A 16,130-nucleotide genomic window follows, 5' to 3' on the forward strand; every position below is an offset into this window, starting at 1 on the left:
TAGCAAACGGAAAATGATTAATGACACAAAAAACCATTCAATTAAACTCTATTGAGATTAATAACGACAAGCCATTTGTTTTATTTGGTGGTATGAATGTTTTGGAATCACGCGATTTAGCCATGCAAATTGCAGAAAGCTACAAAACGGTAACCGAAAAGCTAGGCATTCCTTACGTATTTAAAGCTTCATTTGATAAAGCAAACCGTTCTTCTATTCATTCTTATCGTGGCCCAGGCATGGAAGAAGGTTTAAAAATATTTGAAGAAATTAAAAAAACCTTTGATTTGCCTATTATCACTGATGTTCATGAAATTGAGCAGTGTCAAGCTGTTGCTGAAGTAGCGGATGTGATTCAACTGCCGGCATTTTTAGCGCGTCAAACTGACTTAGTTAAAGCCATGGCTGAAACTCAAGCAATCATTAATGTTAAAAAGCCACAATTTATGTCGCCGTCGCAAGTGACAAACTTAGTTGAAAAATTTGAAGAAAGTGGCAACGATAAAGTGATTTTGTGTGAACGCGGAAGTTGCCACGGATATGATAACTTAGTTGTAGACATGTTAGGTTTTCCAGTGATGAAAGAAGTCACTAAGGGAAGTCCAATTATTTTTGATGTTACACATGCGCTTCAATGCCGAGATCCTATGGGATCAGCCTCTAGTGGTCGAAGACACCAAACGGTCGAGTTGGCTCGCGCTGGTATGGCAACAAAAATAGCAGGTTTATTTATGGAATCTCATCCAAATCCATCAGCAGCTAAATGCGATGGCCCATCGGCGTTCCCATTAACCCAATTAGAATCGTTTTTATCGCAAATTAAAGCGGTAGACGATTTAATAAAAAGTTTTGAACCGATTGAAATTGAAAGATAAATCTCCTTAGTCTAGTAAAATAAAATATGAAGCCCTGTGCAGATAAAGCAGGGCTTATTCTGCAGTCAGGGTTTGCAACTTTTCAGGTTGTGCTTTCTTATCTGATTTAATTGCATTTGAGATATTCACTTTAACTGCAAATGATTGTGCAGACTCTGTGTTTAAATCAGTGACTAACTTAGCAATTTCAGATTTAGCCAAAGTTTGGATATTTGATTCAATATCTTGCTTTAACGTGGCTTGGCTTTGAGTATTTGCAAAACTTGAAAATGAAGCAAATAACGCAATTGAAACGCCTAGTACAGTTGTTACTTTTTTAAGTGTTAACATTTATAACTCCTTAACCTTTTAACAGGTTATATATAATTGAAATAAAATAACGGTTTTTATTTAACATTTAATCATCAGATTGGCTGTAAGCCTTTATTTATCTGATGTTTGTAAGTATAGCTATCATGTAATTAAATTACAAGATAGAAAAACACAATGAAATGCATTAGATTTTCTAATGTTTATTGCTGTATTTGGGTGAATAAAGGACTGGAAATTAATGAGACGTTTACCGCCACTCAACGCACTGCGGAGTTTTGAAGTTGCAGCCAGACATTTAAGTGTGACTTTAGCCGCTGAAGAACTTTTTGTGACGCAGGCTGCTGTGTCTCAGCAGATCAAAACACTGGAAAACTTTTTAAACGTTAAATTATTTATTAGGCGTAACCGAAAACTCATATTAACTGAAGTTGGTGCTAGTTATTACTTTGAAATAAAAGATGTTTTTGAAAATATTCTAGATGCTACTCAAGCTATTTTTAATACTCAAAATAGCGACTCTATTACCGTAGGTGTACCACCAAGTTTTGCGATTCAATGGTTAGTTCCGCGCCTTAATTTGTTTTCTGAACAATTTCCAGAGATTGACGTTAGAATTAAAGCGGTTGATTTAGACGAAGGTTTATTAACCGAAGGGGTCGATGTCGCTGTTTATTTAGGTACCGGTAACTGGAAAGGGCTTGCAGCTTATAAGTTACATACTGAATATTTAGCCCCAGTTTGCGCCCCTAGTATATTAAACAATAAAATGCCACTTGATGATTTTGAAGATCTTCGTAAGCATACCTTATTACACGATAAAAGCCGTAAATACTGGCGGTTATGGGGGCAGAAGCTAGGCCCTAAAGATTTAGATGTGCGTCACGGACCTATCTTTAGCCATTCATCAATGGTTTTACAAGCCGCGGTTTTAGGGCAGGGGGTGGCGTTGGGGCATAGTGTGTTGGCTCGCCCGGAGATTGAAGCTGGGCGTTTGATAGAGCCATTTTCAGAGCGTTTAATTACTAAGGATGCATATTATTTAGTTTGCCGTGATAAAGATGTAAACGATACGAAAATATCTGCTTTTATCGACTGGGCGCTTGATTTAATCGCACAAGAAGAAAGTTAAGCTGTGGTTAGTCAGATCATTCATTTAGAATGGCAATATGTTATTCGTTCAATTTAAATTAACAAACCGCATTAATGTAAAAACAAATAGACAAGGTTAATTAATCGTATGACAGCCGTAGATACAGCCTATCGGGCACAAATTATTTTAGCGCATGGAGCCGGGGCTGGTTCAAATTCAGATTTCATGAAACAAATCTGTAATAAAATTACAGAAGTGTCACAAAATAAGATCAAAGTGATCTTGTTCGATTTTCCATATATGCAACTTATCCAACAGACAGGTAAAAAACGTCCACCCAATAAAATGCCTGTTTTGTCTCAAAGCTTTATTGAGCAGATGAATCGAGTTGATGCCAACCTGCCTTTGTTTATTGGTGGTAAGTCAATGGGCGCTCGGGTTGCGCTACAAGCCTGCTTAGATGCAAAAATGCCTGTGAATCTATTGGGTTATATTGCGTTGGGTTATCCTTTTCATCCAGTGGGCAAGCCCGAAAAATTAAGATTAGCCTTACTTAATTCAGTTGATTTGCCGGGACTCATAGTTCAAGGCGAACGCGATACTTTTGGGAAAAGGGCTGAAGTAGATACTTATCAAATAAATGATAATTATCAGTTTAATTGGATAGCAACGGGAGATCATAGCTTAAAACCTCTTAAAGCATCTGGTTTTACGCAACTACAAATGATTGAAACAGCCGCTAACTCGATTAAGGAATTTGTTGATGCTAAACTCATTTAAAACTTATTTTTGTATTGCTTGTTGTTTTGCGGGTAGTGCGGTTTTATTGGGCGCGTTTGGGGCGCATGCATTAAAAAGCGTATTAACATCTTCTATGTTAGAAGCCTATAAAACTGGCGTCCTGTATCAATTTATTCATGCACTTGGTTTGTTATTTAGCTCAATATTATGCTTGTTATGTAAGCGAAAAGCGATAATTTGGGCTGCAAGGTTTTTTATCGGCGGCATTTTATGTTTTAGTGGCAGTCTTTATTTGATGAGCCTGCTGAATCTTAAAGCAATTGCACTGTTAACCCCGATTGGTGGTATTATGTTTGTTATTGCATGGGGGTGTTTAATTTACCTGTCCTTTAGTATTAATTCCAAAGACATTACTTTCCCCGAACCTAAGATAAAAAGTTAGCCCACAAGAAGATTTTTATGAACCAATATATTTTGTATTGCCGCAGTGGCTTTGAGCGAGATTGCGCAGCTGAAATTCAACAAAGAGCTGCTGAGGCCGGTTTATACGGTTTTTGTCGAACCAAAGAAAACCAAGCTTATGTTGAATTTGAACTCACTCAGGAAGTGAGTGTTTGTTTATTCAACAAAGTAAAATTAGACGACCTTATTTTTACCCGCCAGTGGTTTAAAGTGATTGCAAAACTGGATGAGTTAAACGAGCAAGATCGAATTTCACCTATTATAGAAAGTCTGTGTTATCAAAACGGTGAAAAGAAAAATTATCAATTCTCAGATATTAGAATGGAATACCCTGATACGAATCAGGGGAAAGAAATTGCCGGGTTTGCTAAAAAATTTACAGTTCCGCTTAGACAAGCACTGAAAAAAAGAAAGCTATTAGATAGCGAATCAAAATACCAGCTACATTTATTTATGTTTGATTCTTGTAACCTAATAATAGGTTCCAGTTTAGTTTCAAACTCGAGCGATTTATTATTGGGCATTCGCCGCTTAAGGTTTCCTTCAGAAGCACCTAGCCGCTCAACATTAAAGCTAGAAGAGGGCTTTCATCACTTTATTCCAAAACACGAATGGGAAACGCGCTTAACCTCAGGTTTACGAGCTGTCGATTTAGGTGCTGCACCTGGCGGTTGGACTTATCAATTGGTGAAAAAAGGCATGATGGTAACTGCGATTGATAACGGACCTATGGCAGACAGTTTAATGGAAACAGGCCAAGTTAAACATTATATGGAAGATGGTTTTAAATATAGCCCAAAAAAGAAAAACGTACACTGGTTGGTTTGTGACATGGTTGAAAAACCAGCCAGAGTTGCAAGTTTAATGGCAAAGTGGATTATTAATGGTTGGTGTCAGGAAGCGATGTTTAATTTAAAACTGCCGATGAAACAGCGCTTTCAAAATGTTGCCGAGGTGATGAGTTCGCTTGAAACACAATTTTATCAAGCCGGCGTACAATACGAATTTAAAGCCAAGCATTTGTACCATGACAGAGAAGAAATCACTTGCTTGTTAAGAGCTTTATAGCCTTTTCGTGCTCAAGTTTATTTTATCCAGAGAAATAAACTTGAGTTAAACTTGGCTATACTCAGTGATACAGAAATGCTTTTTTGTGCTTAGGATTTACACATGAAACGGGTATTAAGCGATGTTTTTATTCATTATTTTAGCCAAATATTAACTCAGCATAAGTGGTTGCTGGTAAGCCTAGTTTGCTTGCTTACCTTATCTTGTAGTGATAATAAACATGAATATGCACCCGTTGCTATGTTAAAAGAAGTAGATCGAGAAATGGCCAGTGATTTTGTTCAAGGCGTTTGGCGATATAGAGGGGCGCGGGCTGTCGATGAAGGAATCGCTGTTTATATTCAAATCCCTGATCGATTAGATATTACTGATAAACAACATATTGATTATTTAATTCAAACCATTTGTCCCAAAAAAAATAATGTTGAATTTTGGCGCAAAATTATTGGCTATCAACTTTATATTCGCACTTATAATTATGTGGATCGAAACTATTGGCAAGCTAAATGCCCAAAACCTTTTAATATATAAGTTTTAACCATAACTCGGCATTAAACGTCTGTATATAAATGTAACTATCAGAGTACATATAGTTGAAATTAACCTTAAGTTTGTTTGCTAGATCACATAAATAACCTATAGTCAGCTTTGCTCAACTGGTAAAATAAGCGGCTCAATTTGAGTTTACCAGTTTGGTAAACCAGCATAGATTTGCAAATAATCGGTTATCCATAATGCAAAATGAAATAAAGCTTAGTCAAAAAAATTTATTCAGTTTTATAAAGAAAGACAAAACATCTAAAGCAGAACGCTCAAAGCGTCAAGCTTATGCTAAAATGCTGACCCTTCATGATTACGTCAATCAATACCCAGGTACACTAGCTGATAAGAAACTATATTGCCGAGATTGTTCGAGCGAAGATATATTAGCTTGGGGCTTGTTGAGTCGAAATGACGACAAGCGAGTGCATAGTTGTAATCAATGTGGGCTCATATTATGGCGAAGTATCAATAAATAAAATAATAGTAGAATTCTTTTTATGAAATTAACCTTAGTAAAAATTATCATTTTGGCTGCTTTTATTGCTTGCCTATTTTACCCTTTTATTCAGAACCAACACATTCCTCAACCCAAGCCCGAACCCGACACTAAAATCGTAACCATAGAAAAACCTAAATTAGCAGCTTGGTTATCTAATTACCCTAAAGCGCCAGATTTTTCTAGCATGTCAGATGTTCAGCAAAAAAAATTAGCCTTTTTTAGTTATTTTTATCCGCTTATTAAAGCTCATAATGCGTGGATAGAGGAGGCACGACAATTTGTTCAAACTTACCAACGAGCAAGTCAAACGCCAGCGGTTAAAAATGGTGATAAAAAATTAGCGAAATCCAGCACCCAATATTTGCAGCAACTTTTTTCGCGTTACAAAATTTCGTTATCCGAAAATTCGAATCAGATGAATCAAAAAATAAAAAGTTTACTTATTCGTATGGATGTAATACCTGCGGAACTTATTTTGATTCAAGCGGCAAATGAATCAGGTTGGGGGACGTCGAGATTTGCACGCGAAGGTAATAACTTTTTTGGCCAATGGTGTTATCAAAAAGGATGCGGTTTAGTCCCCAACGCTCGAATTGAAGGAATGAATCATGAAGTCGCAAGTTACCAGCATGCTTATCAGGCTTTAGACAGTTATTATATTAACGTTAATACCCATGCTGCTTACCGTGTGGTTAGAGACATGCGAGCAAGTTATCGAAAAATGGGACAGTTACCCTCAGCTGAAGTATTAACGACGGGGTTAATTGATTATTCAGAGCGAGGCGCTGATTATGTGCAAGATTTAATTGAAATGCTGCGCGATAACCAAAGTGTGATTAATCAAGCTAAAGCAAACACTGAGACGGCAGCACAAGCCGCCAAACAAGCGTCTCAAAATATTTAAACATTTACAATTATTAAAAGTTGCTGACAAAAACTGTGATTCATTCGGTCAGCAACTTTTATTGTTTTCGCTTTTGTTTATTTTGTCTTTTTAGCTTACCCAAATGACTTTTTAACAACTAGGCCTTTTAAATAAAATGCTTCAGGGTAGTTGAGTGAAATAGGGTGATCTTTTGCTTGGGTTAGCTTTTCAACCACTTGAGCTTCAACCTTGGCATCGACAGCGGCGTCTGCCACTACTTTTTGAAATAAGTCAGCATCGACTAAACCTGAACACGAAAAAGTTAATAAAGTGCCCCCTGGTTTTAATATTTGTAAAGCCAGCATATTGATATCTTTGTAACCACGACATGCTCGAATGACTTGCCCTTTATTTTCTGCAAATTTAGGGGGGTCTAGTACTATGGTGTCAAATTGCTTACCTTGCTGTTTGCATTCACGTAAATACTTAAAAACGTCAGCATTTATTTGTTCAAAACCCTGCTTAAAACCGTTTTTTTGGTATTGTAAGTTAGCGGTTTCAAGTGCACTGTCTGACACATCAACATTAATAACGGACTCAGCGCCAGCTTGCAAAGCATACAAACCAAATGTGCCCGTGTAGCTAAAACAATTAAGCACTGTTTTACCTTTGCTATATTTAGCCGCTACTTGGCGGTTATCTCTTTGGTCTAAATAAAAACCAGTTTTATGGCCTTTATCTATATCAATTAACACATCTAAGCCGTGTTCTTTAATCCAAACTTGAAGCTCTGATTCGCCATGTAGCCAGCCACGAGTTTGTTTTAAACCTTCTTTTTTGCGTACTGCAACATCTGACCGTTCATATATTGGCTGGTTGGGAAATACATTATTTAATGCTTCAACGATAAGCGGTTTATGTTTTTCAGCGCCAGCTGACAAAAATTGTCCGACAATAATTTGGTCATAAACATCCAGCGTAATGCCAGGTAAACTATCGGATTCACCTGCAATCAAGCGATAAGCATTTGAAACAGGTGCGATTAAATCGTCTCTTAACTGCTTAGCTGATTTTATTTTTTGAATGAAAAAGCTCAGGTCGATTTTTGTATTCGGTGTAAAGGTCCAGACACGAGCTCGTATTTGCGAATGAGGTGAATAGGCAGCAGTGGCTAACCAATCGCCTTTAAAGCTATAAACTTCTACTGTGTCGCCACTGCCGGGGTTACCTTCAACGTTGGCTATTGCTCTTGAGAATATCCAAGGGTGGCGGCGTAGTAGTGATTTTTCACGACCTTTAACCAGTGTAATTGTAGCCATGTTTTGTTTCCTAAAACAAAACAGCCGCAATCGCGGCTGTTTAAAAATTAATAAGTAAGTCTTTTATCAAGGTATTGAAGCAGACTAAGGTTATTTTACTCGCATACCCGGTTGAGCGCCGTCTTCAGGGTTTAAAATCCATAAATCTTTACCGCCAGGACCGGCCGCTAAAATCATGCCTTCCGATAGACCAAAACGCATTTTTCTGGGTTTTAAGTTGGCAACTACAACGGTTAATTTACCTTGTAAATCTTCAGGTTGATAAGCCGATTTAATTCCAGCAAATATTTGCTTTTGAACACCACCTAAATCAACTTGAATTTTAAGAAGTTTATCGGCACCTTCAACATGTTCAGCTGATATTATTTTAGCAATACGTAAATCGAGTTTTGCAAAATCATCAAATTCAATTTCATCGGCAATGGGCTCTATTTCATTGCTTGCTGGTTTTGCCGGTGTCTCTTGTGTTTTAGCTGGAGATTTTTGTGCTAAGTTTTGCTTAGATGCTGCTACCATGGCTTCAATTTTTTTCATGTCTAAACGTTGTAATAAAGGTTTAAACTTCTCAATTTTATGATCCAGTAACAAATTGGCGTGATTTGCCCAATTTAGGTCATCATTTAAAAACTCGGCAACTTTTGCCGCTAAAGCTGGCAAAACAGGTTTTAAATAAATGGTTAAAATGCGGAACAGGTTAAGTGATAACGAGCAAACTTGATGGGCGCGAGTTTTCGTTTCTTCATTTTTCGCTAGTACCCATGGCGCTTCATCGGCGATAAACTGGTTTGCTTTATCGGCGAGTGCCATTATCTCACGAATTGCTTTGTTGTAATCACGGTTTTCGTATAATTGGGCGATGCTTTCAGCTGCATCGGTAAATGCGGTCACTAGCTCAGGTTCAATTAAATCAGCAGATAACTTGCCATCGAACTGTTTGGTAATAAAACCGGCACAACGGCTGGCGATATTAACGTATTTACCGACTAAATCTGAATTTACACGCTGTGCAAAGTCTTCTAAATTTAAGTCTAAATCATCAACTCGGCTGGTTAATTTAGCTGCAAAATAATAACGTAGATATTCGGGCTCTAAATGCTGTAAATAGGTTTGAGCTTTAACAAAAGTCCCTTTTGACTTACTCATTTTAGTTCCGTTAACCGTTAAAAAACCGTGAGCATGAACGCCCGTTGGTTTTCGGTATCCGGCACCTTCTAACACGGCCGGCCAAAATAAACCATGAAAATTGATGATGTCTTTTCCAATAAAGTGGTGAAGCTCTGCGGTGGAATCTTTGGCCCAAAACTCGTCAAAATTAATGTTTTCTTTGTTACATAAATTTTCAAAGCTACTCATATAGCCGATAGGGGCATCAAGCCATACATAAAAATATTTATCGGTTGTGCCTGGTATGTTAAAACCAAAGTAAGGTGAATCTCGGCTAATATCCCAAGCTTGTAGACCTTCTTCAAACCATTCACTTAATTTATTGGAGGTTTGTTCTTGCAACGTACCAGACTTTAGCCAACCTTGAAGCATATCTTGGAATTGACCAAGTTCAAAAAAGTAATGTTCACTTTCTTTTAAAACAGGGCTGGCATTTGAAACGATTGAACGGGCATTTTTTAGCTCAACTGGAGAATAAGTTGATCCACACACTTCGCAGTTGTCACCGTACTGATCTGCAGCGCCACATTTTGGACATTCGCCTTTAACGTACCGGTCAGGTAAAAACATTTCTTTTTCAGGATCAAATAATTGCTCGATGGTTCTTCGGCTAATAAAATTATTTTTATCTAGCTGCGTATAAATATGTTGAGCCAATACTTTATTTTCATCTGAATGGGTCGAATGAAAATTATCAAACTCAACTAAAAATTGACTACAATCGTGCATGTGTTCTTGTTGAATTGCGCTCACCATGTCTTCTGGTTTTAAGCCCATTTCAGCAGCTTTTAGCATGATTGGCGTGCCGTGCGCATCAGATGCGCAGACAAAATAGGTGGTATTACCACGAGATTTTTGAAATCTTACCCAAATGTCTGTTTGAATATGTTCTAATAGATGGCCTAAATGTAATGAGCCATTGGCATAGGGCAGTGCGCAAGTTACTAAAATTTTTCTGGTATCAGTCATTTAAATTCTATTCGTTAAAATGCAGGGGAAATTAACTGCGAATACTACTGAAATTGACGCTTAATTTCATCTGCTTATTCACGTGTAAGGGTAAATTTATTTTGTTTAAATCTATTTTTAAGACAAATTCAGCGAAAAAAGCCGACGTCGAAGCTCAAATTGCTGATGTTTTGACTCAATATCAGGCTGGTCATCTGGCTCAATATATTTCCTTAGAAACCAAAAAAAATGATCCTCAGCAAGTCAAATCGTTAACTATGCCGTTTAACTTGGCCGAATTAACCAACCATTTAAAATCACATTTTAGTCAGTTAACAATAACCCAAGAGCCGCAATTAGCGTCTTTAAATAAGGCGCATCAAAATAAACTCGCTCAAATAAAACATGTGGTTGCGATTGCATCCGGGAAAGGCGGGGTTGGTAAGTCAACGACGACCGTTAATATTGCGCGCTGTTTGCGTGCTCAAGGTGCTAAAGTTGGCGTTTTAGATGCTGATATTTATGGCCCCTCCATTCCACTTATGTTTGGTTTACAAGGTGAGCAGCCAGACACTTATGACGGCAAAATAATGCAGCCGCTCAAAACGGCAGAGGGTATTATATGCAACTCAATCGGTTTTTTAGTCGACCCTGATGACGCAGCTATTTGGCGTGGCCCGATGGCAAGCCGTGCATTACAACAATTATTTAATGAAACTCAGTGGGGCGAATTAGATTATTTACTCATTGATTTGCCACCTGGTACTGGCGATATTCAATTAACGTTGACTCAAAGTTTACCTTTGAGTGGCGCTTTAGTCGTCACTACGCCGCAAAATATCGCATTAGCTGACGCAAAAAAAGCCATTGCAATGTTCAATAAAGTGGATGTTAGTGTGTTGGGGTTAGTTGAAAACATGAGCATGCATACGTGCAGCCAGTGTGGACATATTGAGCCGATTTTTGGGCGCGATGGGGGAAAAACGTTAGCGACCCAAGAAGGCGTTAAAGTATTGGGCCATACACCATTAGATATAAATATTCGCGAAACTATGGATAATGGCGATGGTTCAGGGTTTAATAGCGCCCAATTTTATAATTCGTATCAAGCGATAGCTTTAAAATTAGCTTTAGAGTTGTATTTGTTGGCGCAGGCCAGACCTGCTAGCCAAAGTATTTCGATAACACAAGTTGATTAATGCCAAGAAAAGCGATTAAAGGCAATCAACAAAAATAAAGAAGATTAACCATGCGTTTATGTGATCAAGATATTATTAATGCTTTGGATGAAGGCAAAATTCAAATTCTACCGACGCCCACTCAAGATATGATCAGTGGAGTGAGTATTGATATTAGGCTCGGCAACAAATTTAGAGTATTTCAAGAACATTCTGCGCCATTTATTGATTTAAGTGGGCCGAAAGAAGAAGTGAACAAAGCCCTCGATAGCGTCATGTCAGACGAAATTTATATTGAAGATGGGGAGGCTTTTTTCTTACATCCTGGTGAACTTGCGCTTTCAGTAACTTATGAATCAGTCACTTTACCCGATAATATTGTTGGTTGGTTAGATGGGCGTTCTTCGCTTGCAAGATTAGGTTTAATGGTGCATGTAACTGCGCATCGTATTGATCCGGGTTGGTCGGGTAATATTGTATTAGAGTTTTTTAACAGTGGTAAATTACCGTTAGCGTTAAGACCAAAAATGAAAATTGGTGCACTTAATTTTGAAACTATGTCTGGTTCTGCAATTCGACCTTACAACAAAAGAGTTGATGCTAAATATAAAGGGCAAGACGGTGCCATTGCTAGTCGAATTAGTGAAGATGATAAAAGTTAAATAACTAAATAATCTCGCAACTTGCAATCGCAATATGCCATTTAGGGTATATCGCGATTCGCTTCTTAATTTATCTTAAAGCGCAAATAAGTTCGGTTAAAGCCTGTTTTAATTTGCGCTCATCGTGACGGTAAAAAACCGTTTTATCGTTTAGCGCTCTTTGCATATGCGTCAGGTTATCAAATTTTAACGGCTCGGTATTTTCGCCTGAAAGCACCCCAGATATTTGAATATCTGGACAATTTTGCTTAAACCAATTAAGTCTTTTCGTTAAATCGGCGTTGGCACAAGGGCCGTGTTCAGGTGCCAAATTATCAATAAAAATGATTTTTGCAGATGTTTGTGCTAATGCTTGGTAAATATCTTTTACTAATAAAGCAGGCATAATACTGGTTAAGAAACTGCCAGGGCCTAATAAAATAACATTGGCATTTAAAATTGCTCTAGTGACTCGGCTTGGCGCTATGACTGAATCCGCTAATGTTAGACATTCGGGCATCTGGCTTTGTTTATCAATATTGATTTCACCGTGAACCAAAGGTTGGTTGGCATAGTGTGCTATCAAATCAGTGGGCTGCTCGGTCATGGGGTAAAGTTTACTGTCAATTTTTAGCAGTCTTCTAACTACTTCCATAACGCCAACTGGACTGACATCCAATTGCTCAAGTGCAAAAAAGATTAAGTTGCCTAAACAGTGTTGATCAAGTTCATTGTGTTGAAAACGATAATTAAGTAAATCTGACCCAAGTTGGCTTTTGCTTAGATGCGTAATGCAATTGCGCAGGTCTCCCCAAGCAATTGAATCGACATTCTCTCTTAAACGCCCAGTCGAGCCGCCATTGTCAGTTGTTGCAACCACGCCTGTTAAGTTTGGACCCAGTGATGAAAATGTATTTAATACTTTCCCTAAGCCATGACCACCGCCAATAGCGACCAAATTAATTTGTTGTAATTGCATTTAATATTTGAATCCAAGAATGGCTTTAAACTAACCCATAAAAATAAATTTTAAATTAACATAGAAGCGCAAAGAGCACATCTATAAATCTTTATTTTTATCAATCTAGACGGCTATTTAACAAATAATTTAAGCTGTATTTAAAAAAGTGTTAAAAAATTATGTTTTTGCGGTGGAGAAACCGCGTAATTTGCGCTATTTTTAGCTGGTCTAATCAGTATTTATTATTTTATTTAAGGAAGCCGTATGCATAAGCGTAACCTATGTGCAATTTCAGTTGGGTTGGTATTATTGGCAGGTTGTGATGGCGATACACTATCAGATATCAATAAAGCAAGTGAAGGCCAAACCGTCATTCCAAGTTCAAAAATTGTTTATTCACCCGCGGATGGTGAGTTATCTATTCCAAATGATTTACTGTTTAGCGAAACACAAGACGGTACTTTGAATCTACCGGTTGACGACGCAAGCGATTTTACCGATCCCATTGTTGCAGTAAGTTCATTAGATGGTTGGTCGTATCAGCAACCTTTTTTAATTGAAGTTGAATTAGATTCTCGAGTGAATAGTTTAAATGAAGCCTCTATTGCTCAAGCTGGTGCCGTTCGGTTATTTGAATCGGTAATGGGGGGCGATAACGATGCCAACCACCCAGAATGTAAAAATGTACCTCAAGGCCAAGCCTGTAAAGTATTAGCAGAGCTAACCTTTGGCGTTGATTTTGTAACCAGTTTATCGGGTCAAAACCAGATTGCTGTTATTCCATTAAAACCACTTAAATTAAACGCGAACTATTTAATTTCGGTTAGTAATCAAATTACTGACAGTGAAAATAACGCTGTCGCTATGTCAAGTACCTACAAGTCTGTTCGGCAAGATTTAAACACCCAACCGTTAGCAACTGACGCTCAAAAAAGCTTACAAGCTGTTATTAATTCTTTTGAAACAGCATTAGCTGAATTTGGTGTAGATAAACAAAATTTAATTTTAACCGCGGCAATGACCACCCAATCGGCACCCAGTTTATCCGTAATAAAATCGTTATTGGTACAAAACCCACAAACTATGCCGGTTATTACTCAGCCACAACCAGTTGAAGTGAACGGCCAGCAATTAACCACCAAGGACGTATTATTGCCGCAAGCTGCCACTTGCCCCGACATGCTAGCACTGGCTCAATCGGGTCTTGCGAGTGATGAACAAATAGCAAGTATTAATCAAGCTTTGCCTTTTTGTATTAATAAAATGTATCAAGCCTCTATTAGCTTGCCTTACTATAGCGGTGTTGCTACCGCCGAAAATAAATTTGGTGCGACAGGTGATAATGCATGGTGGCAAGCAAGATGTGATAGTGGAGCCACTTTACAAGGTGCAATAATGCAAGGCCAAACGCTACCAACACAAGCTCAATCAGAAAACGATCAAGTATGCATGAGTTTTGGACTCAGAGATTTAGGCTTAGATTCTGACAGACATATTACCCAATATAATCCCGTGCCCAAAATGAAAGCAATGGATCAACTTGATGTGCAAATTACCGTTCCTGATCCGGTTTATTTAACGGCTACCTCTGCAACTGTGACTCAAATGCCAGAAGCCGGTTGGCCAGTTGTGATTATGCAGCATGGTATCGGCAGTAAAAAAGAAGATATGCTGGCGTTAACAGGGGCGCTAGGGCAAGCCGGGTTCGCTACTGTCAGTATCGATATGACACTACACGGCAGCCGTGGATTTGATACAGATGATGATGGTAACTTGGACGTTCAAGCTAACCCAGAATCGGTGACTGCCTTTATGAATTTAGAAAATGCGCGTGCAACACGTGATAATCTAAAACAGGGTGTGGCTGATTTATTAGGTTTACGAGTGGGACTGGCTAATTTAAGCCAAACGGAGTTTTCATCGCAAAAGCTTAATAATCAACAGGTGTATTTTATTGGTCACTCGTTAGGTGGTATTGTCGGGGTAAACTTTACAACGCTTGCTAATACTGAATTAGCGCCAAGTGCAGACCCTTTGTTTGATATAAAAGCCAGCGTATTTGCCAATGCAGCAGGTGGCATTGCCAACTTTTTATTAGATTCAAATTCATTTGGTAACTTTATTAAAGGCAATATTGTTTTATCAAACTATCAGCCTTTTTTAACTTATTTAGCTGAAAATCAAATTAACATAGCTGAATTGCTGGCAGATGAGACGATATATGCAAGCACTAAAACCAATTTTATCGCACAGGCTGAATTAGATAGCAGTGAACTTGGGTTATTTGAATTGGCCGAAGGTTATTTTTTACATTTAGTGCAAAATGGTGTCAATGTGCAAGCTCTAGGGGCGCAAGAACATTTAGCTAACTACCCAGTTTATTTGCAATCGTTAAGCGTAACTAAACAAGCAACATTAAACTCACTGGTTAACCAGTTTGCGTTTGCGATGCAAACGGTTATAGACAGTGCAGATCCTAATCACTACGCAGTCGGTTTACAACAAACTCAAACACCAGTATTGATCACCGAAATATGGGGTGATGGTACGCCTGCCACTTGGGATGAAACAATTCCACCTAAAGCTAGCGGTTCGCCAATAGCGGGTACGGAAGGGTTAGCTCAAATTTTAGCGTTACCTTCGGTAACAGAAAGTATCATGCAAACCGAAGCTATTTCTGGTATTGTCCGGTTTAATGCGGGTAGTCATTCATCTTTGTTATCTCCTGAAAAAAATGCAGCCGTGACTAAAGAAATGCAATTAATTATTGCAAAATATTTTGCTTCTGAAGGTCAAGCTATCTTGCTGGAGGATACGAGTGTGATTTCACAATAATTGAACTTAATCAGACAATTTGAGACATAGATAGTTAGTACTTGTGTAAAAATATATTATAATTTAAGAAACAGGGTTTAGTGAATAACTAAACCCTTTTATGTTTGCTTAGGCTAGTGGTTAAGTAAAGAGGTAAAATCATGAGCGTTAATTTGATAGCAATTATACGTGATGGTTATGATTATGGTAAAAAGTGGCCGTTAAAGCCTGAGTTGTATAGTATGTTTCCAGAATGCCGGGTAATTAAGGCGACCCAATTTGCCACTTTTGTCATTCCCATTATAGTGTTAGTAACTTTTTTTACTCAATATCAGTATTTAGGTCAGTCTTTTATCGCTCAATCAATTGCAATGTGCTGTTTAATGCTAAGTTTGCCAATACAAGGCTATATTTGGTTAGGTAAACGGGCAAAGCAATTATTGCCAGTGAGCTTAGCAAGTTGGTATTATCAACTAGAGCATAAAATCTTATCTCAAGGGATTGATTTTAAAGGAATAGGGCATAAACCAACATATTTAGATTTGGCTAATGCGCTTGCTGTAGCTTTTAAAAAATTGGATAAGACTTGGATAAATGACAAATTATAATATTGTTTAATTCGGTCTGATTATTATGTATTTTCAGGGAAT

General features: G+C 38.0%; 16 protein-coding genes. 12 read left to right on the top strand and 4 right to left on the bottom strand.

The features are described from left to right. Positions 1 to 20 precede the first annotated feature (20 nt). Entirely contained in the window at positions 21 to 875 is an 855-nt protein-coding gene (kdsA, locus tag OLW01_RS06605; protein ID WP_268075965.1) for a 3-deoxy-8-phosphooctulonate synthase, read from the top strand. Positions 876 to 929: 54 nt separating this feature from the next. On the opposite strand, the gene OLW01_RS06610 is transcribed toward kdsA, so the two are convergent. Then, on the bottom strand, positions 930 to 1,205 hold the full coding sequence (locus OLW01_RS06610; RefSeq protein WP_268075966.1) for a hypothetical protein: 276 nt from the start codon (positions 1,203 to 1,205) through the stop codon (positions 930 to 932). A 220-nt stretch (positions 1,206 to 1,425) separates the two neighbouring features. Here OLW01_RS06610 and OLW01_RS06615 point away from each other — a divergent pair, with 220 nt between their 5' ends. From OLW01_RS06615 to OLW01_RS06645, 7 genes are all read left to right on the top strand, one after another. Next, positions 1,426 to 2,316, top strand: a complete 891-nt coding sequence (locus OLW01_RS06615; protein WP_268075968.1) for a transcriptional regulator GcvA — start codon at positions 1,426 to 1,428, stop codon at positions 2,314 to 2,316. A gap of 108 nt (positions 2,317 to 2,424) precedes the next feature. Further along, a complete protein-coding gene (locus OLW01_RS06620) occupies positions 2,425 to 3,057 on the top strand; it encodes an alpha/beta family hydrolase (RefSeq protein WP_268075970.1) in 633 nt (210 codons plus the stop codon). Then, positions 3,041 to 3,460, top strand: a complete 420-nt coding sequence (locus tag OLW01_RS06625) for a DUF423 domain-containing protein (protein ID WP_268075972.1) — start codon at positions 3,041 to 3,043, stop codon at positions 3,458 to 3,460. Before OLW01_RS06620 ends, OLW01_RS06625 begins: the two co-directional genes overlap by 17 nt. Before the next feature lie 17 nt (positions 3,461 to 3,477). Beyond that, positions 3,478 to 4,548 (top strand): 23S rRNA (cytidine(2498)-2'-O)-methyltransferase RlmM, encoded by a 1,071-nt coding sequence (gene rlmM, locus OLW01_RS06630; protein WP_268075974.1) that lies wholly within the window; start codon positions 3,478 to 3,480, stop codon positions 4,546 to 4,548. 102 nt (positions 4,549 to 4,650) lie between these two features. Continuing rightward, complete coding sequence (locus tag OLW01_RS06635) at positions 4,651 to 5,079, top strand: hypothetical protein (RefSeq protein WP_268075976.1); 429 nt, start codon at positions 4,651 to 4,653, stop codon at positions 5,077 to 5,079. Between the two features lie 203 nt (positions 5,080 to 5,282). Further along, a complete protein-coding gene (locus OLW01_RS06640) occupies positions 5,283 to 5,567 on the top strand; it encodes a hypothetical protein (RefSeq protein ID WP_268075978.1) in 285 nt (94 codons plus the stop codon). Positions 5,568 to 5,588: 21 nt separating this feature from the next. Further along, positions 5,589 to 6,494, top strand: a complete 906-nt coding sequence (locus tag OLW01_RS06645; protein WP_268075980.1) for a glucosaminidase domain-containing protein — start codon at positions 5,589 to 5,591, stop codon at positions 6,492 to 6,494. A gap of 95 nt (positions 6,495 to 6,589) precedes the next feature. Here OLW01_RS06645 and OLW01_RS06650 read toward each other — a convergent pair whose 3' ends face one another. Further along, the gene (locus OLW01_RS06650; RefSeq protein ID WP_268075982.1) at positions 6,590 to 7,774 is read right to left on the bottom strand and encodes a class I SAM-dependent rRNA methyltransferase; all 1,185 of its coding nucleotides are present in this window, start codon (positions 7,772 to 7,774) and stop codon (positions 6,590 to 6,592) included. Positions 7,775 to 7,864: 90 nt separating this feature from the next. Further along, positions 7,865 to 9,907, bottom strand: coding sequence for a methionine--tRNA ligase (gene metG, locus OLW01_RS06655; RefSeq protein WP_268075983.1), 2,043 nt, complete (start codon positions 9,905 to 9,907; stop codon positions 7,865 to 7,867). Between the two features lie 101 nt (positions 9,908 to 10,008). Between metG and apbC the strand changes: the two genes are divergently transcribed. Together apbC and dcd are read left to right on the top strand one after the other, a co-directional pair. Further along, positions 10,009 to 11,085, top strand: coding sequence for an iron-sulfur cluster carrier protein ApbC (gene apbC, locus OLW01_RS06660; RefSeq protein ID WP_268075984.1), 1,077 nt, complete (start codon positions 10,009 to 10,011; stop codon positions 11,083 to 11,085). 50 nt (positions 11,086 to 11,135) lie between these two features. Then, a complete protein-coding gene (dcd, locus tag OLW01_RS06665; RefSeq protein ID WP_268075985.1) occupies positions 11,136 to 11,726 on the top strand; it encodes a dCTP deaminase in 591 nt (196 codons plus the stop codon). A 70-nt stretch (positions 11,727 to 11,796) separates the two neighbouring features. Here dcd and OLW01_RS06670 read toward each other — a convergent pair whose 3' ends face one another. Then, a complete protein-coding gene (locus OLW01_RS06670) occupies positions 11,797 to 12,684 on the bottom strand; it encodes a gluconeogenesis factor YvcK family protein (protein WP_268075986.1) in 888 nt (295 codons plus the stop codon). A gap of 246 nt (positions 12,685 to 12,930) precedes the next feature. Between OLW01_RS06670 and OLW01_RS06675 the strand changes: the two genes are divergently transcribed. Both OLW01_RS06675 and yfbV read left to right on the top strand, forming a co-directional pair. Continuing rightward, on the top strand, positions 12,931 to 15,501 hold the full coding sequence (locus OLW01_RS06675) for a VolA/Pla-1 family phospholipase (RefSeq protein WP_268075988.1): 2,571 nt from the start codon (positions 12,931 to 12,933) through the stop codon (positions 15,499 to 15,501). 140 nt (positions 15,502 to 15,641) lie between these two features. Continuing rightward, a complete protein-coding gene (yfbV, locus tag OLW01_RS06680) occupies positions 15,642 to 16,088 on the top strand; it encodes a terminus macrodomain insulation protein YfbV (protein ID WP_268075990.1) in 447 nt (148 codons plus the stop codon). The last annotated feature ends 42 nt before the right edge of the window (positions 16,089 to 16,130 follow it).

This window comes from Catenovulum adriaticum (assembly GCF_026725475.1).
GTDB classification, from domain to species: domain Bacteria; phylum Pseudomonadota; class Gammaproteobacteria; order Enterobacterales; family Alteromonadaceae; genus Catenovulum; species Catenovulum adriaticum.

What these genes read in the sequence shown, in the direction of transcription:
- kdsA (WP_268075965.1), top strand. Translation starts at nt 21, where the DNA reads ATGACACAAAAAACCATTCAATTAAACTCTATTGAGATTAATAACGAC.
- OLW01_RS06610 (WP_268075966.1), bottom strand. Translation starts at nt 1,205, where the DNA reads ATGTTAACACTTAAAAAAGTAACAACTGTACTAGGCGTTTCAATTGCG.
- OLW01_RS06615 (WP_268075968.1), top strand. Translation starts at nt 1,426, where the DNA reads ATGAGACGTTTACCGCCACTCAACGCACTGCGGAGTTTTGAAGTTGCA.
- OLW01_RS06620 (WP_268075970.1), top strand. Translation starts at nt 2,425, where the DNA reads ATGACAGCCGTAGATACAGCCTATCGGGCACAAATTATTTTAGCGCAT.
- OLW01_RS06625 (WP_268075972.1), top strand. Translation starts at nt 3,041, where the DNA reads ATGCTAAACTCATTTAAAACTTATTTTTGTATTGCTTGTTGTTTTGCG.
- rlmM (WP_268075974.1), top strand. Translation starts at nt 3,478, where the DNA reads ATGAACCAATATATTTTGTATTGCCGCAGTGGCTTTGAGCGAGATTGC.
- OLW01_RS06635 (WP_268075976.1), top strand. Translation starts at nt 4,651, where the DNA reads ATGAAACGGGTATTAAGCGATGTTTTTATTCATTATTTTAGCCAAATA.
- OLW01_RS06640 (WP_268075978.1), top strand. Translation starts at nt 5,283, where the DNA reads ATGCAAAATGAAATAAAGCTTAGTCAAAAAAATTTATTCAGTTTTATA.
- OLW01_RS06645 (WP_268075980.1), top strand. Translation starts at nt 5,589, where the DNA reads ATGAAATTAACCTTAGTAAAAATTATCATTTTGGCTGCTTTTATTGCT.
- OLW01_RS06650 (WP_268075982.1), bottom strand. Translation starts at nt 7,774, where the DNA reads ATGGCTACAATTACACTGGTTAAAGGTCGTGAAAAATCACTACTACGC.
- metG (WP_268075983.1), bottom strand. Translation starts at nt 9,907, where the DNA reads ATGACTGATACCAGAAAAATTTTAGTAACTTGCGCACTGCCCTATGCC.
- dcd (WP_268075985.1), top strand. Translation starts at nt 11,136, where the DNA reads ATGCGTTTATGTGATCAAGATATTATTAATGCTTTGGATGAAGGCAAA.
- OLW01_RS06670 (WP_268075986.1), bottom strand. Translation starts at nt 12,684, where the DNA reads ATGCAATTACAACAAATTAATTTGGTCGCTATTGGCGGTGGTCATGGC.
- OLW01_RS06675 (WP_268075988.1), top strand. Translation starts at nt 12,931, where the DNA reads ATGCATAAGCGTAACCTATGTGCAATTTCAGTTGGGTTGGTATTATTG.
- yfbV (WP_268075990.1), top strand. Translation starts at nt 15,642, where the DNA reads ATGAGCGTTAATTTGATAGCAATTATACGTGATGGTTATGATTATGGT.